General features: G+C 42.7%; 18 protein-coding genes and 1 pseudogene. 2 read left to right on the top strand and 17 right to left on the bottom strand.

Translation table 11 applies throughout. From position 1 onward, the window contains the following. Position 1 precedes the first annotated feature (1 nt). The 4 genes from DXA15_RS08950 to DXA15_RS08935 all read right to left on the bottom strand — a co-directional run bounded on the left by DXA15_RS08950 (position 2) and on the right by DXA15_RS08935 (position 4,986). Entirely contained in the window at positions 2-2,698 is a 2,697-nt protein-coding gene (locus DXA15_RS08950; protein WP_128133812.1) for a TonB-dependent receptor, read from the bottom strand. A gap of 7 nt (positions 2,699-2,705) precedes the next feature. Further along, on the bottom strand, positions 2,706-3,551 hold the full coding sequence (locus DXA15_RS08945; protein ID WP_128133811.1) for a FecR family protein: 846 nt from the start codon (positions 3,549-3,551) through the stop codon (positions 2,706-2,708). 15 nt (positions 3,552-3,566) lie between these two features. Further along, positions 3,567-4,367, bottom strand: a complete 801-nt coding sequence (locus DXA15_RS08940) for a porin family protein (RefSeq protein WP_128133810.1) — start codon at positions 4,365-4,367, stop codon at positions 3,567-3,569. Positions 4,368-4,467: 100 nt separating this feature from the next. Further along, on the bottom strand, positions 4,468-4,986 hold the full coding sequence (locus tag DXA15_RS08935; protein WP_128133809.1) for an RNA polymerase sigma-70 factor: 519 nt from the start codon (positions 4,984-4,986) through the stop codon (positions 4,468-4,470). Positions 4,987-5,174: 188 nt separating this feature from the next. Here DXA15_RS08935 and DXA15_RS08930 point away from each other — a divergent pair, with 188 nt between their 5' ends. Further along, the gene (locus DXA15_RS08930; protein ID WP_007655564.1) at positions 5,175-5,483 is read left to right on the top strand and encodes a nucleotidyltransferase family protein; all 309 of its coding nucleotides are present in this window, start codon (positions 5,175-5,177) and stop codon (positions 5,481-5,483) included. After that, entirely contained in the window at positions 5,473-5,820 is a 348-nt protein-coding gene (locus DXA15_RS08925) for a DUF86 domain-containing protein (RefSeq protein ID WP_010801557.1), read from the top strand. Before DXA15_RS08930 ends, DXA15_RS08925 begins: the two co-directional genes overlap by 11 nt. 59 nt (positions 5,821-5,879) lie before the next feature. Here the strand turns inward: DXA15_RS08925 and trpS are convergent. The 13 genes and pseudogenes from trpS to DXA15_RS08870 form a co-directional block, all read right to left on the bottom strand. Beyond that, a pseudogene (trpS, locus tag DXA15_RS08920) lies at positions 5,880-6,934 on the bottom strand (tryptophan--tRNA ligase). 45 nt (positions 6,935-6,979) lie between these two features. Then, positions 6,980-8,425 carry a sulfatase-like hydrolase/transferase gene (locus DXA15_RS08915; RefSeq protein WP_128133808.1) on the bottom strand — a complete coding sequence of 482 codons (1,446 nt, stop codon included), beginning with the start codon at positions 8,423-8,425 and terminating at the stop codon, positions 6,980-6,982. Positions 8,426-8,680: 255 nt separating this feature from the next. After that, positions 8,681-8,950: a glycoside hydrolase family 95-like protein gene (locus tag DXA15_RS26160; RefSeq protein ID WP_233567027.1), complete on the bottom strand. Its 270-nt coding sequence runs from the start codon at positions 8,948-8,950 to the stop codon at positions 8,681-8,683. Then, positions 8,923-11,223: a glycoside hydrolase N-terminal domain-containing protein gene (locus tag DXA15_RS08910; RefSeq protein ID WP_233567025.1), complete on the bottom strand. Its 2,301-nt coding sequence runs from the start codon at positions 11,221-11,223 to the stop codon at positions 8,923-8,925. The genes DXA15_RS26160 and DXA15_RS08910 overlap by 28 nt, the downstream gene beginning before the upstream one ends. Positions 11,224-11,320: 97 nt before the next feature. After that, the gene (locus tag DXA15_RS08905) at positions 11,321-13,471 is read right to left on the bottom strand and encodes an alpha-L-fucosidase (protein WP_128133807.1); all 2,151 of its coding nucleotides are present in this window, start codon (positions 13,469-13,471) and stop codon (positions 11,321-11,323) included. Positions 13,472-13,644: 173 nt separating this feature from the next. Further along, positions 13,645-15,984 (bottom strand): DUF5703 domain-containing protein, encoded by a 2,340-nt coding sequence (locus DXA15_RS08900; RefSeq protein ID WP_128133806.1) that lies wholly within the window; start codon positions 15,982-15,984, stop codon positions 13,645-13,647. Positions 15,985-16,163: 179 nt separating this feature from the next. Further along, positions 16,164-17,699 carry a sulfatase-like hydrolase/transferase gene (locus tag DXA15_RS08895; RefSeq protein ID WP_128133805.1) on the bottom strand — a complete coding sequence of 512 codons (1,536 nt, stop codon included), beginning with the start codon at positions 17,697-17,699 and terminating at the stop codon, positions 16,164-16,166. Between the two features lie 233 nt (positions 17,700-17,932). Then, positions 17,933-19,441: a RagB/SusD family nutrient uptake outer membrane protein gene (locus DXA15_RS08890; protein WP_369683050.1), complete on the bottom strand. Its 1,509-nt coding sequence runs from the start codon at positions 19,439-19,441 to the stop codon at positions 17,933-17,935. A gap of 38 nt (positions 19,442-19,479) precedes the next feature. Further along, positions 19,480-19,623, bottom strand: a complete 144-nt coding sequence (locus tag DXA15_RS26155; protein WP_233567023.1) for a hypothetical protein — start codon at positions 19,621-19,623, stop codon at positions 19,480-19,482. A gap of 12 nt (positions 19,624-19,635) precedes the next feature. Next, positions 19,636-22,947, bottom strand: a complete 3,312-nt coding sequence (locus DXA15_RS08885; RefSeq protein WP_233567022.1) for a TonB-dependent receptor — start codon at positions 22,945-22,947, stop codon at positions 19,636-19,638. A gap of 214 nt (positions 22,948-23,161) precedes the next feature. Further along, complete coding sequence (locus tag DXA15_RS08880; RefSeq protein ID WP_128133804.1) at positions 23,162-24,148, bottom strand: FecR domain-containing protein; 987 nt, start codon at positions 24,146-24,148, stop codon at positions 23,162-23,164. Between the two features lie 65 nt (positions 24,149-24,213). Then, the gene (locus DXA15_RS08875) at positions 24,214-24,783 is read right to left on the bottom strand and encodes an RNA polymerase sigma-70 factor (RefSeq protein WP_128133826.1); all 570 of its coding nucleotides are present in this window, start codon (positions 24,781-24,783) and stop codon (positions 24,214-24,216) included. Positions 24,784-24,858: 75 nt separating this feature from the next. Next, a complete protein-coding gene (locus DXA15_RS08870; protein WP_128133803.1) occupies positions 24,859-26,400 on the bottom strand; it encodes a sulfatase-like hydrolase/transferase in 1,542 nt (513 codons plus the stop codon). Positions 26,401-26,514 lie beyond the last annotated feature (114 nt).

Genomic DNA, 26,514 nt, shown 5'->3' with positions numbered 1-26,514 from the left:
ATCAGAATTTATAAGTATAAGACACAGAAGGCAGGAACAGAAACAGGATGGATTGTTCCAGATATATATTTTTCTTTCCTGTCTCATCGTCCATATAATGAGTTCTCACAGAAAACGGATTCGGATGGAGATACGCATTGCAAAGGCTCAGATTCCAAACACCCAGACGTCCTTTCTTTTTATAACGATAGAAATTCATCCCCAGGTCGAGACGGTGATAGGGCGATAGCTGATAGTTATTACGCGAACTGGCAGCATAAGCGACACCTTCGCCCTCCTTTAGTATAACGTCTTCTCCCTGCATATAGCCATGGTCGGTCTGCCCGGTTCCTCCATGATAGATCTGATCCATGATAGTAATATGATTACCAGAGGCAAACATCCAGGCGGCAGTCAACTCTACTTTACGGGAAATTTTATAGGTTGCCACCAGATCAACCTTATGGCGATTATCATATTTGGATGGGAAACGGCGCCCTTTGTTCACACTACCGTCCGGAAACCGGCGGTCAGACCAGGACAACGTATAACCGATCCAGCCGGAAAGGCGTCCGGACTTTTTCTGGGCCATCAACTCCATGCCATACGCACGACCATATCCCATACCAACCCGCTCTTCCCAGTTAGAATAATCCGTACCGACCGGAATGCGGTCTTTATATTCTATCAAATTATTCATTCGCTTGAAATATCCTTCCACAGAAAAATTATACTGCCTGTGTAATGTATAATAAAGACCAGCTGTAAACTGGTGGGCATTCATCGGCCTGATATTACGGGTAACGGGCACCCAAATATCCGTAGGCTGGCTGATATAAGAATTGGAAAGCAAATGGATATACTGGTTCATTTTCGAATACGACAGTTTTGCCGAAAAATTACGCGCCAGCAAATAACGGGCGGATAAACGGGGTTGCAAAGAGAAATAAGTCTCCCCCTGCACATGAAAGGTCGTTGCACGCAAACCGACATTAGCCGTCAGGCGCTCTATCACATGCATCTCTTCTTCCGCAAACAGAGACACTTCGTGACCGCGGATCAGCGAGTTTGCATAGACCGTATTGGTCTTCTGCGATTTGACAGAATCTTTATATAAACTCTTCATCGTATTCTGCTCCGGACGGAAATTATGGAAAAGATAGTCTCCCCCGAACTTCAGACGATGTTTCTCATGCAGACGATAATCGAAAGACGCACGCAGACTGACATCTTCCATCGCCGAACGGTAATGGTTTTCCTGGCTGAATAACTGCCGGTCCTTCCGATTGGGCGATAAAGTATACCCTTCCTTATCCTGCTGGATATGCGAACGATAACGCGTATAGCCTGCCGTAAACGTAGCAAACAATTTATTACTGAACACATGGCTGATCCCGGCCGAACCGATCAGGTTTCCCCAGCGCCAACGGAAATCTTTACCTACACGATCTTCTTCGTCTTTCTCCTCTCCGTTCAGATAACTGTCGCTTCCCATATAAAAACTCATATAACCACGTGTCCGGTCACTAAAGGAGTGGTTTACTTTCGCATTCATATCGAAGAAATGATAACCACCCCTGATCTTCTTCTCTTCCCCGCTGTTGAGAGCTTTCAGCAAAGGCCAGGTAATCAGCTCCATCCAGGTACGCCTGACAGACACATTGAAAGAGGATTTCCCTTTTACGATAGGACCTTCCAGGTTGCCCCGCAAAGCCAGCAGACCAATCGAGAGATTACCATGATATTCATACCGGTCGCCATCGTTGGTCCTTACGTCTACTACGGACGAAAGCCTTCCCCCATATTCGGCAGGAAAGCTTCCTTTATAAAATGTTGCATTTTTGACGGCATCCGGGTTAAAGGCGGAAAAGAAACCGAGCAGATGGTTGGTGTGATAAACCGGATTGCCATCCAGCAAAAAGAGGTTCCCATCCGCATCACCTCCCCGGACATGAAGTCCGGTCATCCCTTCGGTCCCCACTGCAACACCGGGCAGTCGTTGCAGGGTTTTCACCACATCCGTCTCCCCCAGCAGGGCAGGCATCGACTTGATGCGCTGGGCAGGCACCTCCACAACCCCGGTTCGTGTGCTTAATACCTCCGATCGGGGATTCAGCCCCTCCACGACCACTTCGCCCAATGCCCTCGACGAAAGCAAAGGTATATCTATCAATGTATCGCAAGACAATTCAAATGTAACCTCTTTCGCTTCGTATCCGACATAAGAGGCCCGCAAGGTTACTTTTCCGGGTGGAAGCGTGATACTGTAAAAACCATAATTATTGGTAGTCGTACCGGTTCGGGATTTACGTTCAAAGACATTGGCATTGATCAGACTCTCATACGACACCGAATCGCGGACAAAACCACTGATCGTATACAGCCGCGGTTTCCGTTTCAGTATCACGATCTGCCCTGTCTGTCGGTAAGTAAGAGGCAAGGTGGAAAATAATCTTCTCAGGCAATAGGAAAGCGATTCGTCCTGTGCCTTGAATGAGATTTTCGGAAACTCATCCAGCAGAGACGATTCATAGGAGAAAAAGATTCCGGTTTGCTTTTCCAGTTCCTGTAAGATTTCCAACAAAGGGACCTGTCGTTTGTCCATCGTAACCGTAGGCGTCGGTTCCACCGGAAGATCGACAACAAAGGCTTCTTCCCTGGCTTTTACCTGGGAGAAAAGCATAAGAAGCCCTGTCAGCAATATCCATATACGTTCCATAGATTACTTATTTATTGGTGTCAGGAGCCAGACGAGTATCGAGTGTCTGGTTGATAACCAATAAAACATCTTCCAGCGGAAGATCATTGAAAGTGGCCGTCAGTTTCAGATTCGGGGTTTCTGCTTTATTGATTATATTCACCTGATAATATTCACTCAGATCGCTGACCACCTTCTCCAACGGGGTGTCATTGAAGCGCAACTGCCGGGTTTTCCACGACAGGGTATTAAGGTCTTCTTCTTCCAGTATCGTGATCCCTTTACTTTCCATAGAATAGGAGGCCGACATTCCGGCGGTTAATATCACTTTGTCCGTTTCACTGCCGGTAACGCCAAAGCTGACTTTACCGGTCATCACATCCACATCCGTCCCTTCCGGCTGTTCATCTATCTGAAAACTGGTGCCGAGCACGGTGACTTCCGTCCGTTCAGTATATACAGAGAAGGGGCGTGCTTCATTCCGCGTCACTTGGAAAAAGGCTTTTCCTTTCATCTCCACTACACGCCGTTCCTTTCCGTAAGCTTTTTTATCATATCGGATGGAAGAATTACCAGCCATCGAAATCAATGTGCTGTCGGGCAGGTAAACTTCCATAATTTGTCCCGGTTCGGTCGTAACAGCAACCCATTCGGGCGAATTACGTTCGGTTATAAAATAGGTACCAAAACCAATGAGCAGCAACAACACCGACGCAGCCGCCATCCAGTAGCGACGGAAAGAGACCGTACGGCGCACCTGATGCTTGCCGGCAAACTTTTGCCAAGCCTTATCAGTATCCAAACGTCCTTCCTCGTAGTGTTTCGCTACGAAACGAATGCGTTGTTCCAGTTTATGTTCCTGCTCGTTGTTCATATTTTATTTCATTCTCTAAAATCTATATCCTATCGTAAAACTTACAGTATGATATTTCAATCCTATATCATCATATTTATACTCTTTACCCAATCCCATATCATAAGTGGCATTAAACGTAAAGCGTTTTACCTCAATACCGGCATTCAACATAAGTCCCCAGTCGAAACGTTCATAACTACTGTTTTTTCCAAACGGATTCCAGGAATCAGAGGTCGTCGAAAAACCTTTTTCTGATATTTCCATTAACGAATACTGCTTCTTACCTCCGATCCCATAAGCTAAATAAGGACCGGCTGCTATATGCAATCTTACATCTTCACCGATCTTCCAGTTAAAACGGGCTAAAATGGGCAACTGTAAATAATCTCTCCGAATACTTCCTTCGTTCAAACGGATACCTTCTACCCGCATATCCAAAGGAAAATTTATTCCTCCATTTCCGTAATAACCATATCCGCCATAACCGGTAAAGTTCCCATAACCAAAACTTTCCAAATATCCCGGAGCAAAATTCAGGAAATAATCAACCTCTTTCCCATCTTTGTCCATGGTTTTACCATAAGCTGCTCCATAAAAGCCTTTCCCCGTCCCCCGTTGTACATAATACAGGCCGGATTGAAGTGAAAACAATCCTGAACCAAAAGTATAACTCACAGCCGCACCGGCTTTAAAACCTACAGCAGCAGGCGAATCCTTGTACTTCGTCACATTCATTCCGGCCTCAGGAGTTACAGACCATTGTGCACTAACCTCCGTCACACACATCAACATCATCATCAACATCACGCAAGATGTAATCTTCTTCATCATCATTTCTCTCATTCTTAGTGAAACAAAAATTTGTAATACCTTTTGTCTCTAAGACAGAGTTAATGGAAAAAACCCCTACTCCGGATAAAACTTTTTTCTCAGGTCACGCCAGCCCCAAGAGAAAATTATAGATACGCACAGCTGTTTCCCGCAACGCTTTCAAAGCCTTACCCATCTGATTCTCAACCGTCTTGATTGAGATATTCAGTTCTTCCGCGATCTCCTGGTACTTCAGGCCGTCGCGTTTGGAAAGTAAAAAGATTTTTTTGCGTTCGGGAGGTAAACCGTCGATGGCATTCCACAGTCGGGCATCACGTTCGGCATTATACATCTGCTCTTCTTCCGACACGTCTTCCATATCCGGAAACTGGTCGGTAGTCTGCAATTCGACCGGCTGAGTCACCAGCGACAGGGAACGGTTGCGTACCGCCTGATACATATAGGATTTAAGATTCTCAATCAACACATTATTGATATTCTTATCCCATACATCGGCAAAGGCTTGCTGTACAATATCCTCCGCATCATCTAACCGTTCAGTGAAACGAAGCGCAAACAAGCACAGAGGTTTATACAAATCCCTGAAATACTGTTCAAACTCTCCGCTGGAAATGATTGCCATACGTTTGCTATCTGTAACTATTCACCACAAAGTAAAGCAGATTTCTTGATAGTCAGATATAATTTCAACATCTTTATCACATATTTAAGAAATTATGGACTAAAGGATAGTTAATCTATTATCAAATCCAGCACGATTTATTGCAAGATTGTTATCTTTGTTGTGTAACAAAAAAGACAGGAGGTAGTATGAACCACATTTTACACAATAAACTGGAAGCTCTAAAGGAGCTTTGTCGGCGGTATAAAGTAAAAAGCCTTTATGCTTTTGGTTCGGTAAATACACCCCGATTTACCGAAAAAAGCGATATCGACCTACTGATAGAGTTCGAGCCGGATATTTCTATTGAAGAATATACCGATAATTATTTTCTTTTACATAATAAACTAACAGAGTTGTTTCGAAGGAAAATCGATCTTGTCACTCATCGTTCACTCTCAAACCCATTCTTTATTGCCGATGTAGAACAGACAAAACAGCTTCTTTATGGCGCGTAGTATTCAGAAATATCTATATGATATACAACAATCGATCTCATCGATCGAGGAGTATCTGGGTGAGAAAAGAGATTTCTTCGCTTATGAACAAAACAAACTATTGCGTAGAGCAGTAGAACGGGAACTGGAAATTATCGGTGAAGCTGCAAAGCACATATTAGATATGGAACCCGACATTCAGATAGATGACGCCAGAAAGATTGTTGACTTGCGTAACTTTGTAATCCATGGCTATGATAAAGTCGACAACGTCATTATCTGGGGAGTTGTTAACAAAAATCTGCCGAAACTAAAAGAACAAGTTGAAGACTTATTAGGAGGTTTCACCATATTATAAAGGCACACAGAATAGATCTCTGCGTGCCTCTCTTTTTTTTCTCCTAAACTATCCTGAAATCAATACGGCCGGAACCCGATAATTTCACGAACTTCCGCTAATGTTTTAGCGGCGCTTTCGCGGGCTTTTTCGGCTCCCATGCGGGCTACTTTCTCCATGTATTCCTCGTTGGAGCGGATGTCGATAATCTTTTCGCGGATCGGTGCACAGAAGTTGTTGATATCTTCTGCCAGCTGCTTCTTCAAATCGCCGTAACGAATTTCGCAGTTGTTGTACTTTTCGTTGAAGAAATCGTATGTATCTTTCGTTGAAACGATATCCATCATGGCAAACAAGTTAGCAATCGGCTCGGGCTTCACACTGTTCGGTTCCGTAGGACCGGCATCGGTAACTGCCTTCATGACCTTTTTCTTGATTGCTTTTTCATCGTCGATCAGATAGATGGCATTGCCTTCGCTCTTACCCATCTTACCGGAACCGTCCAGGCCGGGCACTTTTACTGCCTTCTCTGTCAGGTGGAATGATGCTGGTTCGGGGAAGAAATCGACTTCAAACGTTGAATTGAAGCGGCGGGCAAAACGACGGGCCATCTCCATATTCTGTTCCTGGTCTTTCCCTACCGGCACTTTCACGGCTTTGTGGATGATGATATCACCGGCCATCAAAGTCGGGTAAGTCAGCAAGCCTGCACTTACGCTATGACGGTTTCCTTCGTTGAAGATTTCTTTTTCCACGTCACCTTCCGCCGTATTTACACGGTCGATATGAAGCATCTGACGCGCCTTATCCTTGAAAGAAGTCGTACGCATCAATTCACCGATACCAGCATTCATATTGAGGTAGAGATACAACTCTGCCACTTCACGCACGTCGCTCTGTATATAGATAGTCGCCTTTTCGGGATCGATGCCGCAGGCAGATATTCAGCCAGGATTGTCTTCGCGCTGTTACGGATATTTTCCGGACGCGGATGCGTAGTCAGGGAGTGCCAGTCTGCAATAAAGAAAAAGCAATTATACTCATTCTGCATTTGCAGAAAACTCTTTACTGCTCCGAAGTAATTCCCCAGATGCAAATTACCTGTTGGCCTGATGCCACTTACTACTGTTTCCATTTCTAAATTCTTTATTTTATTCAAACAGCCGCAAAGATAGTAATTTTAGAATACAAATCCGTTCCAGAAAGACGAATTGTCTTTCGTTTTCTCCTGCTCCAAAGTCATTTGGTTGCGCAGCTTCTTAATCAGTTTGGCATGTTTCTTTTCTCCTGCCAGGTTATTCATCTCCCAAAGGTCGGCCTTCAGATTGAACAGTTGGGTGGTACGCACGCCTTTTACATTATATTCGCACAGCTTCCATTCGCCATCGGATACGGCACGTTGGTTATCCATATAGCTGTAATAGAGATAATCGCGCACCGGCTTGTCTTCTTTGATGGCGGGGACAAGGCTCACACCGTCTACCGAAGAAGGGATGTTCGCACCGACCATCTCGCACAAAGTCGGGAAAACGTCGATCAGGTAACACAGCTTATCGCTCCTCTGTCCTTTGACGTCTTTGCCTGCCTGTTTAATCATCAGAGGAACACGGACACTATGTTCATACACATTCTGCTTACCCATCAGACCGTGTTGTCCGACTGCCAATCCGTTATCGCCGGCAAAGACGATGATTGTATTTTCATATTCGCCCGTTTCTTTCAAGGCTTTCACGATATCGCCCACACGGCGGTCCACATGGGTGACCATGGCGTAGTATTCCATGATATGCTTCTTGATTTCGTCCGGCACACGGGGAATAGCGGCGAGTACCTCGTCACGGATCACCAGTTCGCCGTTGTCGAACGGATGCTTATCCATATAGTTCGGCGGCAACTGGATTTTGTCGAAGTCGTACTGGCGCATGTATTCGTCCGGCATGGTACGCGGGTCGTGCGGCGACATATAGGCAACGGAGAGGAAGAAGGGTTTGCCGGCTTCCTTTTGTTTTTCGATATATTCGACGGCATCTTCGGTAAAGATATCCACCGAGTGTTTGCCGGAGAGCATATATTCGCCTTTTTCATACGTAATGACATTGCTTTTTGCACAATCTTTTACGACAGGGCGTTTATTGCTATAATCGCAGTCGGCATTGTAGTCGTAGAGCGGTACGTTCCAGTGGTCCCACATACCACCGAAGTAGATTCCTTTACCATCATTGAAACAACGGTTCATTGCCTGATAGCCGTTATGCCATTTGCCGGTATGGAAGGAATTATAACCGGACTGCTGCAATGTTTCACCGATCAGTTTATGGTCTTCCGGAACGGTTGCCCCCTGCTTTTCCAGGGTGTAAAGATATTTACCGGTCATCAGCATGGCACGGCTCGGCATACTAACGGCACCGGAGGTTCCGCCCATGATATGAGCGTTCGTAAAGACGGTACTCTCGGCAGCCAGTTTATCCAGATTGGGAGTGTGTATGTCCTCGACACCCAGGAAATCCATTGCTGTTCCGCGCATGTCATCCGCCAGTATCAGGATGATGTTGGGATTCTTGTCGGCGGCAAACAGGCTGGTTGCTGAAAGCATGGCCGTACTTAATAAGGTTAATTTCTTATTCATAAAAGATCTGTTTTATGTTATGTGCTTTATATTTATTGCCATCCGAAGATAAATCTTTATTAAACAGGATGTTTTATTACTTGATTGCCTATGTAATCTGTTGCCGACGCTGTCGGCTAAATAAACGACAGTGTCGGCAAAGCTTTCGACAGTGTCGGCAAAGCTTTCGACAGTGTCAACAATATTGCCGACAGCGTCGGCAACAGATTACATAAGCAGATAAATAGAGTTACTTACCGGAGCTTAAGAATTACATCAAGGCGTAACCGGAATTACCCGGTAGCTTGTTCCCGCAGTAGTCGCAAATACTGTTTCGAAATATTCCTTCCCGTTGGAAGTTACCGGAGAAGACGATGCGATCTCCTTGCTTCCTTGCCTGATTGTTACCGGGACAGCTGTCCGCAAACGGCATTCGTTTCCTTTATTGGAAAGGAGGGTCGCCTCTGAGAGACTGCCTTGTTTCCATTGCATCGCTATTTCGAAATTGCCACGTGCCTTCAGCCGGATACGGCCCCCTCGCCCCATACATCAGGCAAGGCCGGCAATAACTGGATAAATCCGGCATGGCTCTGCATCAACATCTCGGCTACACCGGCAGCATATCCGAAGTTACCGTCGATCTGGAAAGGCGGACAAGCATCCAGCAAATTACTGTATAAACCTCCGCCGTTTCTTTTCTTCGGCCCAAACTGAACCGGATTGAATAAGTTCCTGATAATTTCATAGGCATGATTGCCATCCAGCAGACGGGCCCAACAGTTAATCTTCCAGCCCATTGACCAACCGGTAGCTGCGTCGCCACGCAAGTTCAATGTCTGTTCTACAGCCTTAAACAACTCAGGCGTTTTATCCGGTGTGATTTGGTCGCCCGGATAGAAACCGTACAGATGAGATAAATGGCGGTGTTGCGGGTCCTGCTCTTTAAAGTCGTACATCCATTCCTGCAACTGGCCGCGGCTACCTATCTGATAAGGAAGCAGTTTAGCCAGTTTATCTTCCAGTTCTTTGCGGAAATCGGTATCCTGGTTAAACATTTCAGACATTTGGATGGTCCGCTCGAATGTTTCACGAATAATCGCCATATCCATCGTCGGGCCCATACTCAAAGCGGTTCTTTCGCCGCCGGGAGTAATAAACCAGTTCTCCGGAGAGACACCGACGGGAGTAACCAGACGGCCTTTTCCATCGTCGATCAACCAGTCGGCAAAGAACTCGGCAGCACCTTTCGTCAACGGGTAAGCCGTATTTTTCAAAAATTCCTTATCACCGGAATACAGGTAATGCTCCCACAAATGGCTGCATAACCATCCCTGTACCATCGGCCAGAAAGAGGCGGAAGGGACATTGTCGTTCGGCAGGGATTCGCGCCAGAGGGAAGTGTTATGATGAGCCACCCAACCCCGACGACCGTACATGTCGCGGGCAGTCTCTGCTCCGGTTTCCGACAGTTCCTTAATCAGAGTAAATAAGGGTTCCTGACATTCCGACAGATTAGCAGTCTCTGCCATCCAATAATTCATTTCCAGATTGATATTCATAGTATATCCGCAGTTCCAAGGCGGAACGACTTCCTTATTCCAGATTCCCTGTAAGTTCAACGGCTGGCCGCCGGGACGCGAACCGCTAATCATCAGATAACGACCATACTGGAACAGTAAGGCGGACAGAGCCGGGTCAGCCTTTTCATCAAAACGGATAATACGTTCGTCGGTAGGTAAAGCCAGTTGTTCCTGGTCTGATACCAGCTTCAGTTTTACCCGGTCGAACAAATTCCGGTAATCATCCAGATGTCTCTTTTTCAACTCTTTGTAATCATAGGCAACAGCCTTATCCAATATACCGGCAGCTTTCTGAGCCGGGTCTATACCTTCCAGGCTCGGACTTTTATCGTAACCGTTATAGCTGGTAGCCAGACTCATGACGAAATAAACTTCATCCGTTCCGCTAACATGTATACCTGAATCTGTGATTTCGCAAGTACCGCCTGAAGGTAAAACAGGCTTGATCTGTGCCTCAAACAACATTCCTTTGTTGTCTATCTCTTCACCGTATAATACACGTTTATCAAACTTCCGGTTGCCTTTCTCATCGTACAGCTCCGGATGTTTATGCTGGTCGCCCCAGCTTTCCATCTGTTCGAACGTGCGACGTTCCACATATCCGGGAGCCTTGCCTTGTACGGCCAGACGGTCGTTCTTGCTTTTTTGTACAGCAGTCGGATGCTCCGATGTGAAATTGAGGGAAATATCAATCCCGTCCGGCTTATTACTTTTCAGGCGGACAACAATTACATTCTCCGGATTCGACGCAAAGACCTCGCGCTCATATGCTATGCCGTTCTGCACATAACGCGTACCGGCTATGGCATCCGATATATTCAGGTCGCGCTTGTATCCGCTGACTTCACCGGATTTATTGTTCTTAATATGAAGATCGGCAAAAGGTTGGTAATACTGATGCAAACGTCCCAGCCAGTTTTCACATACCAGGTCGGTTGCTTCTTTATATTTTTCTTTTTTCATCAACCCCACCACTTTGTCGAACATCTCCGGGGTGACCTTTATATCTTTGAAGATGACCGAAGGCTCTCCACTGTATAAAGTATTTTCATTCAACTGTAACTGTTCCGAGTCCACACCTCCGAACACCATAGCACCTGCATGACCGTTCCCTATGGGCAAGGCTTCATTCCAGTTCTCCGCCGGGCGATCATACCATAAAGACAATGGCTCTTCCCTTGGTGTTTCCGCACACGCAACAAAAGCGAATACGAACAAAAAATAAGATAAAATGCGCATAATGATGATATTAGAATTATAATTGATAAAACAATGCCTCCGGACAACAAAAGTAGTTGTTTTCCGGAGACATCAAAAGTATTTAAGCCATTTTCAATCAGAGCAGGTCTAATTCACCTATTGTAAACTGTCCCTGTGCCATTTCTGTTATATCGAAACGTACATAACGGGCAGAGACTGACTTCTTGAAATAATGGTACCGTTTGCTCGGATCGTTAATCAAATTACCAAATTCAAAACTTTCCACCGTTCGCCAGTTTTTGCCATCATCGCTGACTTTAAAAGTTCCTTTTGTCACTCCCCCTTTAAAACCTTTGCCGGTCTGTGGTTTGTAGGCAAACCCATTCAAATCCTGATTATTACCCAAATCTAAAGCAAGAAGGGACGGATTACTACCCCCTTTTGCATCCAACAACTTCCAGTCTTTCTTGATCAACCCCAGTCGTTCACCGGACACTGTTCCTTTCTCGCCATGTAAAACAGCCACGGCTTTCAGTTCGCAACGATCCAGCTGCACAGGTTCCGTATATTCGGCGGATGCTTCAGTCGGCTCTGTTCCGTCAGTCGTATAATAGATCTTATAACCGGCGTTCAGGTTTCCGGCGGCATTCTCACCATGAGACTTCCACCCGAAGTCCTGCAATTTGGGTTCGATCGTAACCATTCCGTTCATATCCTGCCGGAAACCCAACTGAGGCGGACGGGATTTATAATAATGGGCGGATATATGGCTGATAGCCGGAGTCTGACGCGATTCCAATAAACGGAAACGAAGTTTATCGGTTGTTATTTCCGGAAAACGAAGTATGCGTTTATATCCGATATTGGTGGAAACGGCAATCTCTTTCCAGGCACCGTCCATCCAGGCATCTACCGCATGTTTTTCCACACGCTCCCCATTCGTCGCAATCGCTTCCTGAAGCATGATACGGTTGATCGTTACCGGAGAAGGCATCTTAACAGTGAACTCCTTATCTTTCATCAACAAATAAGTATCCTCTTTTCCATCCAACACCTCTTTCGGTCCTTTGGCTCCAGCCAGCAAATTCGTACCATATGTTTCACGGATACGTTTACCGGTTTCCTTCAACGATTCAACATCCCTGGGAGAGAATTTCCCATCACGGTTAGGCGGTATATTCAGCAGGAAGGTCGAGTTTCCACCAACTGCCCGTTCATATATATCAAATACATCATCGGCACTTCTAACCTGCTGATGTGTATCGTCCCGGTAAAACCAACCTTCGCGGATGGATGTATTGGTTTCAGCCTGTTGATAATGAAGATATTTTCCTTTATACAATTCGTCACGTCCACCCAATACGGCATCTGTCATATCGGCAAACTGCGTCATGGTATCCGGATCTGCCGGATAAGGAACTACATTCCATTCGGTCGGTCTTGTTCCTCCGGCTTCGTTACCACACCAGCGCACATCTTCGCGACCGAAAATAACGGCATCCGGAGCCAACTTATGAATCAGTTCTTTCCAGGCAGGATAGTTGTAGGTCTGTCCGCCTTTCCGCTTCGGATGGGCACCATCGAACCAGACTTCGTGTATAGGACCATATTCTGTCAAGACCTCAAACAACTGGTTCAGGAAATATTCATTGTAATCATCCACTACAAATTCAAATTTCGTTTGATTAGCGAACGGCCTGCCGGGAACTTCGCGCGGGATGGTCCGTTTAGTATATTTACTTAGATTTCCATATAAACCATCCGGGCTTTCTATCTGGAACAAATCGGCAGGCGAAAGATAAACACCTAACTTCAGTCCGTATTTCTGACAAGAAGCCGACAGGTCTTTCAGAACGTCTCCTTTTCCATCATCAAAACCGGAAGACATAATCCCGTGCTTTGTGTACCTACTCTGCCACAACACAAAGCCATCATGGTGTTTCGCAGTCAGGATAACCATTTTCATCCCGGCAGCTTTCATCGCCTCACACCATTGATCGGTATCGAGCTCTTTCAGATCGAATATTTTAGGATCTTCCATACCGTTCCCCCATTCCATCCGGGTAAACGTATTCGGCCCGAAGTGAATAAAAGCAATAAATTCATTTTGCAGTGCAGCCAACTGGTTCGGAGTCGGAACAACATGGGCCGCCTTTTCAATGATGAGTTCCTGACTGTCCCCCTCTTCAATCTTAATCGTATTTTGAAAAGGCATACCTCCTTCTTGCGTTTGCGAACATGCTGTAAAAAGCATTGTCCCAAGCAGAAAAGAATAGATTTTTTTCATGTGTGTGTTTATTATGATATGATAATTTGATCAAAAATACAGTATTAATCTTTGACTTAAAAATAAGTGCCGGGAAAAATCTACGCAAAGGTTTGCAAGGAAGGACTTTCCGGTTGTATTCACACACTGAATATCACCTCTACCTGCTATTTCACTCAGCAATATATTTTTAATCATTCCAAAAACAGTTCTACATCTCTCATCCGGCTTTCCGGCAAGACTTCCAGCTTTTGTATTTCACCATTTCTATATTCCACTTCCACAGTTGTGTTTTGAGGAGCATGCAACTTGAAACAGACATCTTTGTCTTTCGGCCAGCAAGGTAATACATGTATCTTGTTTCCTATAGTTTGCAATAACATCTCCTGCAAACCGATCATACCCGAGCCTCCCCAATTATGATCCGGTACCCAATCGTGCCCTGGCCCCCAAAACGTGGGGAAACGTCGTTCCGAATCCTTCAGTTTCTGCCTATTATACTGATACGCCTCCTCTACCATCCCCATCCGGGCATAAAAAATGCCGTCCTGATGCCAGCTGATTACCATATTCTTCGGGAAATTCCCATGTTTCCATGTGTTTCTGAATACAGGAATCTCACTACTGTTTATATCGTAACGGTTGAAAGGAAAAAGAGGATAAAACTGCGGACATTCCACATTCTGATACTTGATATAGGATTCTGCCGGTTTCACAACCGTATCACCCTCTATCACATCATAATATAAATCGGGCAATCGTTCCAGATAAGCGGAGAAATAGGCTCTGTCCTTATCCGACACAGAGTCGCTCCGCAACACCAGCAACGATTCCAGACAGGAACGGATACCGGAAACCAGATCCGCCGGATTTTTTGCACCCCGATAGGACTCGCACGAAGTAGACGGAAAGAAAACCAGCTTCCCGTTTTCATCCAACGTCTTCCCAGCCCTCATCTGCTGCCTTTTTTGATAATGCTCATCGAAGAAAATCAAGGCATTCTTGATAAAAGGCATATATTCATCAATATTTCTTCCGGTGAAACGATTATATTCCAAAAGCATATACGCATGTTCTACCTGTGATTCCCAATGATAAGAGATGGAACCGTTAGCCATAACTCCTTGTTCAACAGGCTCAAAATAGGTATTGACAGCTTTTATCTCAGGTGAGCCGAACGGTAATTCCTTCCCGCGCTGTCTCATTTTACTTCCTTCCCATCCCCATCCGGCACCAAAATCCAAACCTGCATCATTTGCATATTCACAATACACGGCCCCGTTATGTCCGAAATACTCCCGGACTTTTAACTGGGCACCGCGTAATCCTCTTTTATATAAATTGAACTGGGCAATCATCCCGTCAAAATCGCCACTCTTCAGCATAGGCCAGAAAAGGAGACGTTGGTTTTGTGCGGTAAAGACATCGCCGCCCCATTGGCGCCAATCAGGATCATGCTCCATTTTGGGGTCGACATATCCCGGATCGAATGTAAGGTTACCACCATTAAACTTGGATGGATATTCTCCATACATATTGCAGCCCAGCTGATAGCGGAAGAGTTGATAATTACGTCCAACTTCCCATAAACTACCTGTATCTTTCCGGGCCGGATCAGTGATAATCCAACTTTGGTTCCAGAACTGCCGCCACCATTCCGCATTTTTTCCCGGATTTCCTTTCTCCTTATCCACCAATGCTGCTTTTTCTTTTAAACGGGTTGTCCATTGGTTCATATCCGGAGTCTGTTCCCTGTGAGTAACAATCTGTAGATGATAATTATTGCTGGTTTCCTTGCTTTTCAAAGACCATGCTTTAAAATCAGTGTTACAATACCTTCCTTCCGTTACATCACCGGCTACCAGATTATCGCCAAACATAAAACCTCCGAACGTCAGATTACTGATAGTATTACAAATCTCATCTTTATATTTAGTCAGTTTCTGTTGCTCTATCATCACATCAGGTGATAATGTATTTTCCGCATTCCGATGGTAAAACAGGATACCGTTTTCCGAAAAAGCAATCTGATCTTTCTTCTTAATCACTTCCCCCGGATAACCTTCCATTCCAAAACATCCGAAACGACCTCTCTTTTCATTAGCCAACTCCCGATCCTCCGTTCTCCAGTTCTCATAAAAAGCTTCCATGGCTATTTTTTTATCCGAATGCAGATCGAAGTGAATGGATTGTGTAAAAATATCCACCCACATTTTAATATGAACCGATTCTTTATCTTCTTCACCGGCCGAAATCAGAATCGAACCGTCTTCCAGCCTGAGAGATTGTTGAAAACCAGTCACTCCGGCAAAAGGATTAGGCGTAAGACGTAAACGGACGCGCCCTAATTTCAGGTATTCGCCATTTTCACTAAAACTACCGCTTTTCTGCATATAAAACAGAATATCACCCGATTCAACCCAAACATTACAACCGATATCTCCTCCACCTAAAGGCATAGACTCCGAAGCATTCAATGAAGGTTGCTCCCAAGTAATATTATACATGTCGGTCCACAGGGTTTCATTAGCCATTTTCTCCTTGCTTTGACAGGATAATAATATCAGAAGAAAGATTAAGAATTGAAAACATTTTAGAGAATTCATGATATTGATTTTAAAATATTCGTTTATATATTCCTGCTCTGGTGATAAATAGACGGATATATAGAGACCCTTCCTCAAGAAAAGTCTCTATATTTTTATTTTTTTAATTATTTCATCCAACTCAATTGCCTCCAAACCTCAGGTGCATCATTCTTTTGAGGAATTCCGGGAGTACTTCGCCCTTCCTTGACATACTTAGTCATCAAAGCTTTAAGTTCATTGACAATTTCAGGATATTCGGCATACACATTATTAGTTTCTGCCGGATCATCCTTCATATTATATAGTTGTATGGAAGGTAAAGTTTTAATAAGTTCATCATCATTTCCCGGTTTTGGAAAACTCCATCCGCCTGAACTGGGAGATAAAAGTAATTTCCAATCGCCTTTACAAATAGTAAAGCCACCTCTAATAGAATGGTATACAGTTGCTTCACGTATTTTTGGTTTGTAATCTGCCTGGATCAACAGAGGCAATATATTATAGCTATCTTCTGCTTCGTCATCAGACAATTCATAGCCCGTTATACAAGCAAATGTAGCCATAAAATCAATCAGACTAATAGTCTGGTCTACACGATGATGATTAATTTCTGAAGGCCAACTGACAATACAGGGAATGTGGTGTCCTCCTTCAAATAAATCAGATTTCATTCCACGGAAAATATAACTAGGGTTATGCCCTTTTTCTGCAAGTAGTTTAAAATCAGCTTGTGGAGAACAGCCATTATCGGAAGTAAAGACAATTATTGTATTATCCGCAATATTATTATCTGCCAGTGCCTTCATTATATTCCCTACCACAGCATCCGATTGCATCACAAAATCAGCATATTTATTCAATTTCGACTGATCTGCAAATTCATCCGTCGGAACAATCGGTGTATGAGGAGAAGTTAACGGGATATAAAGAAAAAACGGATCTTCATTACTTGCTGCCTGAGTTATATACATAACAGCTTTTTCTTCTAAAGCAGGGAGAATTTCTTCCATTTTCCAATTAGCCAATCCTCTTCCGGGACGGGCATCCATTTCTTTACTAAGCGGATAATAAAAGTCCGGCATTCCTATTGTATGACGATTTTCAATAAAGCAATAAGGAGGATAGTTGGGTGCATCAACGCCAAAAAAATATTCAAATCCGACATCACAAGGTCCTCCCGTTATTTCTTTTGAAAAATCGAGATTATATGCATCAGGTGTATCAACAGGTTTCTCGCCATCTTTTGTAGGAAAATTCATACCTAAATGCCATTTTCCAATACAAGCAGTATGATAACCCTGATTTCTCAGCATACTGGCCATAGTAGTTCTATCTCCTGCTATCAAAGGTTTATCATACCAACCCAATACCCCATTTTTCAATGTTGACCGCCAATTGTAACGTCCAGTTAGTATTCCATATCGGGATGGAGTGCTGACTGCTGAAGAGGAATGAGCATCGTTAAATACAACGCCATTTTCGGCCATTCTATCCAGGTTGGGAGTTTTAATTCTCCCTTTTTCATTCAAATATGAAAGATCACCATATCCTAAATCATCAGCCAGGATAAAAACAATATTCGGTAATTTCTTATCCTGCGCTACTAAATGAAAGCCTATACCGACCATCATACTTGACAAAATAAGTATTCGTTTGTTCATTTTTATTAGATTTTATCATTAAAATCCCGAAAAACGATTTCTAAAGTTTTCCGGGATTTATACAAATTTCAAAGATCCTTATTCTTCCATCCAACTCAATTGGCTCCAAACTTCAGGGCCATCATTCTTTTGAAGAATTCCGGGAGTACTTCGTCCTTCTCGGATATATTCAAGAGTGTCCAGACATAAAGGGCTAACAATTCACCTGAACACTCCAAACTGATTATTACAAATTAATATCCCGGATTCTGTTCTATCACAGCTTCCGTATTCCGTTCTATTTCACTATATGGAATAGGCCATAAATTATGATGATTTTCTATTGATTTCCCGGTTACAGGATTATACTTCCGATTACGTTCCACTAACTTACCCATGCGACACAAAGTCAGCATACGAAGTTCTTCACCATATAATTCTCTCATACGTTCATCCAGTAAATAATCAATATCGACTTCATCTGCTCCCGCAGGCTCCGCATGCGCTCTTTTACGAATTACATTAATATCTGCGGTAGCGCTAGCCTTATCGCCTTTCATCAGATATGCTTCTGCACGAAGGAGATAAGTCTCGGCCAATCGAAACAGGTATTCATCTTTATAAGAAGAATTGGCACTATTACTCATCAGGTGTTCACCAAACATAGTCATTAAAGGATTTCCGTTGCTATCTCTCAACCAAAACTCTTCCGGGAAATTATTCATACGAGAAAATTTCGTTATAATCGGATACCACTGGCGGATAGAATCAGCCTGTTTAGAATATCCGTCTTTTACAAACCATTTTCCGGCTGCTGGAGAAGTGGAGTTATTGATTCTCACATCATGCATAATATTATATTCCGAATTACGAATATCATTTCCAGACCAAATCTCTTCAAAGAAATATTTAGTCGGTTGTACCCAACCTATTCCACGTCCCCCCATTCCATCTGTAATACCGGCAAAAGCTGTTGTTGCAACATCTTCTCCTGCTGCATTTTTAGCTGTAATCATAATATTCTGATAAAAAGGAATGATAAAATAACCACCCAGATTAGAAGAGGTCGTCGACCCACTATTCAAATAATCATATTGAAGTACCCAAAGCCCTTCCTTATTTCCGCTGGTTCTGTTTTGATTGTTAAGCCGGTACAGATCCCAATACACATCCCCCTCTTCGGCTTGACGGGAACCAAAGCGGTCAGTCATCAGACAAAGTTCCGGATGATTAATGACATCACTAGCTGTTTTAACAGCTTCATCGTACAGCCCCAAACAAATATTGATCTCCGTAAGCAGATGTAAAGCAAGTTGTTTATTTACTTTCCCATCTTTTACCGATTCAATATCAGGAAGTAAATTAACTGCGTCCTCCAAATCCTGCTTAGTCTGTTTGTATACCTCTTCACGTGTCGCACGAACGTAATCACGACGTGGAACTGTTACCTCTTCTAAAGTCAGAGGAACACCGCCAAATAAATGTGCCAGCATCCGGTAAGAATAAGCCCGGAAAAATTTAGCTTCTCCTTTAATTACAGACTTATTTTCATCATTAACCTGATCCGTTTGATCAATCCGGTTCAAAATAACATTGGCATTCGTAATAACGTCATACACTTCATTCCATATATTTTTCGGTATATTGGAAGTTGGAACCATTGTATTGACATAATCATTCAATTTAGCCGGTTTATAATAATCAGTAGAGTTATGAGCAAAATCAGTTGCATAATAAAAAGCCAATCTGCTATCCGGATCCATTTCCCAAAGCTGCCTTCTTACCCGATTATAAAGGTAATTCAATGAAGATTGAAAATGCTCGGTCGTGACCATAGAATCTCCGGAGAATAAAAATCCAACGGTTTCTCTTCCAGAAAGTCATCACATCCGATAAAGGTAAGCAGACTCAATAATAAGCTGATGCCATATTTTATTGTTTTCATAATTGCTGTGTTTTAAAATTCGACATTAAGACCGACTGAATAACTTTTCATAACCGGATAAGCATCTGATTCCAAGCCTTTGCCTGTTTCCGGATCCCATCCGTCCCAATCCGTAAAAGTCAGCAGGTTCTTACCTGTTACATATAGCTTTAATCTGTTTACATTAAACTTTTTCAAGAAAGAAGCCGGAACATTATAAGACAATGTAACATCCTGCAAACGGACAAAATTACGCTGGACATAAGGAGAAAAAGCATGTCCGCCCAAAGCCTCCGGATAATAACCGATCTGACGATAACGTGCATTGGGATTTTCCGGTGTCCAATAATCAAATTTAAACAGGTTATTCTGGTAGATATTATCCGGATTAGCCAGACTCTTACCTGGCTGACCATAATAATAATTCTTTCCTCCCTGTACGGAATTGATCATGAATTTAAATTCCCAGTCTTTATACCTGAATGAGTTTTGAATGCTAAAACGATAAGCTGGATCTGTATAACCCAGAATCTTTCTGTCCTTATCGGCCGTATATTTACCATCGCCATCTATATCCTCCACCTTATAAGTTCCATATTCAAAGCCTGAAGGAATCAAGCCGGCCTGTTTATCTGCCAGTTGCCACATGCCTATGATATTATAATCGTAGCACACACCATAAGGATGGCCTATAAAAATTTTGTTAGCTATCAGGTCATCTTCACGGCCATCGCCATCAGCATCATTACCCAAAATACTTTTTATCTCATTACGGTTGCGGGAAAAGTTAAATGTAACGTCCCATTGGAAATCTTTAGTCTGCACAGGTACACCTGTTACCGTCATTTCAAAGCCTTTATTACTCATTTTCCCAATATTCGTAGGAATTTTTCCAATGCCGTTGATTTCGGGAATTTCGATATTATATAACAAATTATTCGTTTGAGAAGTATAATACTCCAATGTTCCGTAAATACGGCTACCTAAAGCGCTAAAATCAACAGCCGCATTGAATGTATTCGTTGTTTCCCATTTCAAATCCGCATTGGCAAGCGATAAAATCCATTGCATTTGTTCTGCACTGGCACCATCTCCAAACAAATATCCTGAATTGTAAGTCGTATCATCAAATTTTACAGATCCAACTCCAGATCCCATCTTAGCTAACGTCTGATAACGTCCAACGGTACGATTACCATTCTGCCCATACGAAAGACGTAATTTCAAATTCTCTATCCAGTCGATCTTATCTTTGAAAAAATCTTCCTCACTAATACGCCAGGCTACCGCTCCGGATGGGAATACACCATACTTATGATTTTCTCCAAATCCGGAAAAACCATCTCTTCGAACCGTCCCCGTAAAAATATATTTATCGGCATAAGTATAACTTGCACGAAACATTGTATACAAACTGGATTCTTCCCAAGCTCCGGACTTCGCAGTCTGAAGATCTGCCTGTCCCGCACCAAGATTATTAAAACCTAAAGCTGAATTCGCATAATTAGTGGATCCGGCTTTAGTCATTTCATACTGCCGTTTTTCAATACCGTATACAAAAGTCGCATTTACAGCATGTTTTCCAAATGTATTTTTGTAAGTTAAAATATTGTCAACCGTATAATTGTAGGTACTATTATTTTCTTTAGAGCCTTCACCTGTAAAGTTAGATCCCCATTCATTAAAATTGAATAATTTATTTTCAATCAGATTTTGAGAGAAATTCAAACGATAATTCAGACCTTTGATAAACGGAAAATCTATATCCACATAAAAATTAGCAAACAGATTGTAGCGCTTATTTACATCATCCCGATCAAGAGATTGCAAAGGATTATTATAATATTTATAAGGCTGTTTGATCATGTTACCTTCTTCATCATACGGAGATACAATCGGAGGTAAAGCGATAACTGTACTCAAACTCGGAGCAACACCGGAATAGTCGCTTAAAGCAAAGAAGGACTGAACACCCACCTTTAACCAATTGGTAATTTTAGTATCTAAATTAACACGTATGTTATAACGTTTATAAGTATCATTAATCACCAGATTCTGCTGGTCGGTATATCCCATAGAGAAAAAGTAACTGCTTAATTCACTCTTTCCACGTACACTCAAATTATGATTCTGGATGTAAGGATGATCATTTGTCAATAAATCCCACCAATCCGTATTGGTTCCATTCAAATAACCATTCAACGTATTATTATCCATCATATGTTTCGTCGGGTCCCAATTAGGATTCATTTGCAGCATATCATCTCCGGTCCGGCTTTCATCCAGATAACGGTCAGCAACCTTACGTAGAAAACCATCCCTGTTTTCCGGATACATGTCTTTGTTTGTCGGAGACTGGAATGAATAAGAACCACTGTACTCAATAGTCGGCTTACTCATCGCTCTTCCTGTTTTCGATGTAATAAGGATTACACCATTACTGGCTTCCGACCCATAAATAGCAGCAGCACTGGCATCTTTTAATATATCAATGGATTCTACATCATTCATATTAATATCAACTATTTCACCACGGAATATAATACCGTCCAAGACTATCAGCGGAGAATTTCCCCCACTGATGGAAGTACGCCCGCGGATAGATATATCCGGCCCTTTTCCTGCCTCTGTGACCGCACCCACATTTAAACCGGGAACAGTTCCCTGCAAAGCTGAAGCCAAACTGATATTCGGGGATTCTTTTAATGTTCCCAAATCGGCACGAACAACAGAACCAGCCAAATCGCTCTTCTTTGCGGTACCATAACCAACAACGACCACCTCATCCAAAGCCTGCGTGTCATCTATAAGTGTAATGTTAAGAACGGTCTTTCCTTTCACACTCACACTCTGACTGAGATACCCGATAAATGAAAACTGGATAGTCGCATCATCGTTAACGTCTAAAGTATAGTTTCCGTCTACATCTGTAATAGAACCATTCGTCGTTCCAGCTTCTACGACATTGGCTCCGATTACCGGTTCACCTTTAGCATCGGTCACAACACCTGTGACTCTCTTCTTGTTCTGCTTTACATCCGGAAGAGCTTTGGAAAGTGTGATATAATTATTTTCAAATACATAATTAATATCGGCATTTTTACACATTTCCTCCAAAAGTTCTGCGACTTTGGCAGATGTCTTTCTAAAAGAAATCATCTTATCGACATCTACATCCTGATTGCGAAAAACAACCAGGTAGTCAGTCTGAGATTCGATCTCTTTTATAAACTGCTTAACAGAAATATTATTCTGTTTAATCTTGACTACTGTATTTTGTGCATCCATATCAGTTGCCATCAACTGAAATACACAGACAAATAAAAGAACCAGCGATATTCTCATAATCCTAAAAAAATCTTTAATGCTGTTATTATGCACAGCAAAATACTGTAACAAAGTTTTTCTTTTCATACATTTGTTCAATGTTTAAAGTGAATACTAAAATTTTACGTCTTGTGTTTACTTTACATCGGCGGCAGTTGTTGGTAGCTTCTGTCGCTTTTGTTTTCTTACTTGTGTTATTTCCTCATAAGCATCTCATTTTTAGTTTAACATGTTATTTACTCAAGGTTATAATATTTCGATCTTTATCTTTTTCGATTTTGAATCTCCGTATCTGTTGTAATACCCGGAATACATCATCCAGACTATCACGCTGCCTGAACTTTCCTGTATAGGTATCGTTAAACAGAGAAGTATCTTTAACTACAATCCTGACATCATAATATAGCTCCATTTTCTTCAGGATCTCAATCAAAGGTTCGTTCTCAAAAGCATAAATACCTTCACGCCATAAAAAATGATCTTCCAGGTTTATCGGTGAAACATGCATTTCCCCTTGAGAAACGGTAACCTGCTGGTCCGGTTTCAGAATAACCCCTTCATTTTCTTTATCCGGAAAAAACACTTTGACGGAACCTTCCAGCAAACTAGTCTGTATATACCCGGCATCCGGATAGCAGAAAACGTTAAACTGTGTCCCCAGCACCTTCATATCGACATCTTGTGTTGAAACGATAAATGGTTTTGAGGGATTTTTCGCTACATTAAAAAAGGCTTCTCCTTCAACGGTCACCCGTCTTTCCTTTCCAACAAACTGTGCCGGATAAACCAGTTTCGACTTCGCATTCAGCCACACTTCCGTTCCATCCTGCAAAACAAGTTGTGCACGCTGCCCGGCCGGTGTATATAAAGTATTCATTATATTGGCTGATAAATCCTGTTGCAGGCTATTCCACACATACCAATACGTCAATATACTTGATGAAACAACCAGTAAGGTAATAACAGCAGCATAACTGAATCGCCGTGACCACAATTTCAGGCGAACTCCACGTTGCTTCCTGGAAACAAACTGATTGAACTTATGTTTGCCGACCTCTCTGTTTTCCACCTGATGCCCCAAATTCAACAAGGCATACAGATTCTGATATTCTGCGAATTGTCTTTTCAGTTCTTCATTTGCTTCAACATCACGCAACAAAGAAACCCGTTCTTCAGGGGAAAGCTCCTCATAAAAGTATTTATATATTCGTTCGTCCATATTTTCCGTTTAGTAATTAGTAAACGGATGAAGGTATAAAAACCCCCAAAGAGGAAATTATTTTTTTAGTTATTCAAAAAAAATAAAAGAAGAGGCAAATAATCTTTTAACTCGGACTTGATTTTCTTATAAGCTATATTCATTTGGTTCTCAACGGTTTTAAGAGACAAATTCAATTCTGCGGCAATATCTTTCTGTTTCTTCCCTTCTATTTTACTTTTAATAAAAATCTCCCGACATTTTTCAGGTAACGAGTCGATTGCCTCTGAAATTATCTTTTCAACATCCTGCTCCGACAAAAGTGATTGGTCAAACAATTCCAAAGACGCCAGTTTCACATTTAAAGTAATCTGGTATTCTTCCTGCATTTGGTTTACCGCTTCTCTCACGGTTACTTTATGGCGTAAATGATCTATACATCTGTTTTTTACAGCAGTAAAAAGAAATGCGACTAAATTTATATTATAGGTAAGTAACTCTTTTTTCTCCCAAAGTTCTGTAAAAACATCCTGTACAATGTTTTCCGCATCTTCTTCGGACAAGACATATTCACGGGCAAAACATTTCATCCTGGAGAAATATGATACATATATTTCTTCAAAATCATACGGTATATTCCTCTTTTCTGTTAACATATCTCTCCCTCGGATAAATAAAATCCCGGAAAACAAAAGTAACTGTTTTCCGGGATTTTCCAAGGATTCAAAATATTATTCTTCTATCCAGCTTAGTTGCTTCCAGACTTCGGGACCATCATTTTTCTGAGGGACTCCCGGAGTACTACGGCCTTCCCTGACATATTTTATCATCAGTTCCTTCAGCTCTTTCACGATCTCAGGATGTTCTGCATATACATTTTTTGTTTCTGCCGGATCATCCTTCATATTATACAACTGAACCAACGGTAATGTTTTGATAACATCATCATCCGTACCTGGTCTCGGAAAACTCCAACCACCGGAACCGGGAGACAACAATAGCTTCCACTCTCCTTTACGGATCGTGAAATCACCATTGATCGAATGATGAACCGTAGCCTCACGGATAACATTACTTTCTTTCTCATTCAACAACAAAGGCAAGATATTGTAGCTGTCCTCACCTTCAGAATCTTTCAACTGATAATCGGCAACAGCGGCAAACGTCGCAAAGAAATCTGTCAGACAGACCGTCTGGCTTACCGTATGAGGTTTAACCTGTGCCGGCCATCTTACAACACAAGGGATACGGTGACCGCCGTCAAATAAGTCGGCTTTATGCCCGCGATAAATATAACTCGGATAATGCCCCTTTTCCTGTAGTTCATCAAACTTGGCCTGCGGACTGCAACCGTTGTCGGTACTGAATACCAATATTGTATTATCATCAACACCGGCATCCTTCAAGGCTTTCATTACCTTGCCTACCATATCATCCACCATCAGTACAAAATCGCCGTAAGGATTCAGACCGGATTTACCCTGGTACTCCTTGATCGGCAAGATCGGAGTATGAGGGGCCGGTAACGGGAGATACAGATAGAAAGGCTTGTCTTCCTTTGATTTATCATGGATATAATCCACCGCCCTGTTGATAAAATTAGGTAATGTCTGTTCATGATCAAAATCGGAAGCCGCCGGTCCCTTACGCCAATACTTCATACCGTCATTCACAGTCACCCGGTCAGGCAAAGCTGTCGGCATATCATTTTCCACATAAACATAAGGAGCCATATCCAGGGAAGCAATGATTCCGTAAAAATAATCGAAACCTCTTGTCGTAGGCCCGTTGGAGATAGGTTTGCTAAAATCCACACTATCCGGCCCTGCTTCTATATTATTCCAATCCCATCCGAGGTGCCATTTACCGATACAGGCAGTCTGGTACCCCTGATCCCTCAGCACAGAAGCGATCGTTCTGCGGTCCGGAGCGATCAAAGCCTTATTGTATCCCATCAATACACCGGATTTGAGATCGGAACGCCAATTATACCGTCCGGTCAACACGCCGTAACGCGAAGGTGTGCTGACAGACGAACTGGAATGTGCATCTGTAAAAACAACTCCTTCATTGGCAATCCGGTCGATATTAGTCGTTTTTATCTTGGAATTTTCATTCAATGCAGAAACATCTCCATATCCCATATCATCCGCAAAGATGAACACGATATTCGGCTTCTTTGCTTCCTGTGGCTGTTGTTGGGCACAACTGCTAAAGACTGCCAGGCTGCCTAAAGAAAGAAGCAGCCCGCGATTTTTGATTAACTTATTCATATCTCTTTCCATTTAAAATCCAAACAAAGTTGGATAATTCATTATTAATTAACTTTTATAATTTATCTTTGTATCAGGATGTTAAGAGGAAGTAGGCTCTGCTGAGGAGCAACC

It is taken from the genome of Parabacteroides sp. AM58-2XD (assembly GCF_003463685.1).
Lineage (GTDB): Bacteria > Bacteroidota > Bacteroidia > Bacteroidales > Tannerellaceae > Parabacteroides > Parabacteroides segnis.
This window is presented reverse-complemented; position numbering and strand designations above follow the sequence as displayed.